Origin of the sequence: Psychrobacter sp. TB55-MNA-CIBAN-0194 (assembly GCF_040309505.1) — a bacterium.
Classification (GTDB): Bacteria; Pseudomonadota; Gammaproteobacteria; order Pseudomonadales; family Moraxellaceae; genus Psychrobacter; species Psychrobacter fozii.
Genome location: NZ_JBEOOW010000630.1, coordinates 1 through 247 on the forward strand (window position 1 = coordinate 1; position 247 = coordinate 247).

The following is a 247-nucleotide window of genomic DNA, read 5'->3' on the forward strand; positions in this document are numbered from 1 at the left end:
CGCCAGTACCGTTCCGAGCAACCGTGCATCGCGGCCAATGGCAGCCACCAAGGGCATATTGTCACCACCCCTTGCAGCGACCTGCGTGACCCTGGCCGCACGTTGCTCGGCTGGCAGCAAGAGGCCTGGCTGGACCAAGGATTTGCCCAGTCCAAGGCGCAGTGGAATATCATCGCCCAGGATTTGCTGGTGGCGCCGCTGATGCAGCGTGACCTCACCAATCACAAGCTTGGCCGCTGGACCGATG

The 247-nt window shown here is 62.8% G+C and carries 1 protein-coding gene; it reads left to right on the forward strand.

What is annotated here, in order from left to right; genetic code table 11:
- The coding region (locus tag AAEY75_RS16530) for an alkaline phosphatase D family protein (RefSeq protein WP_352260248.1) at nt 1-247 on the forward strand (247 nt) is incomplete at both ends.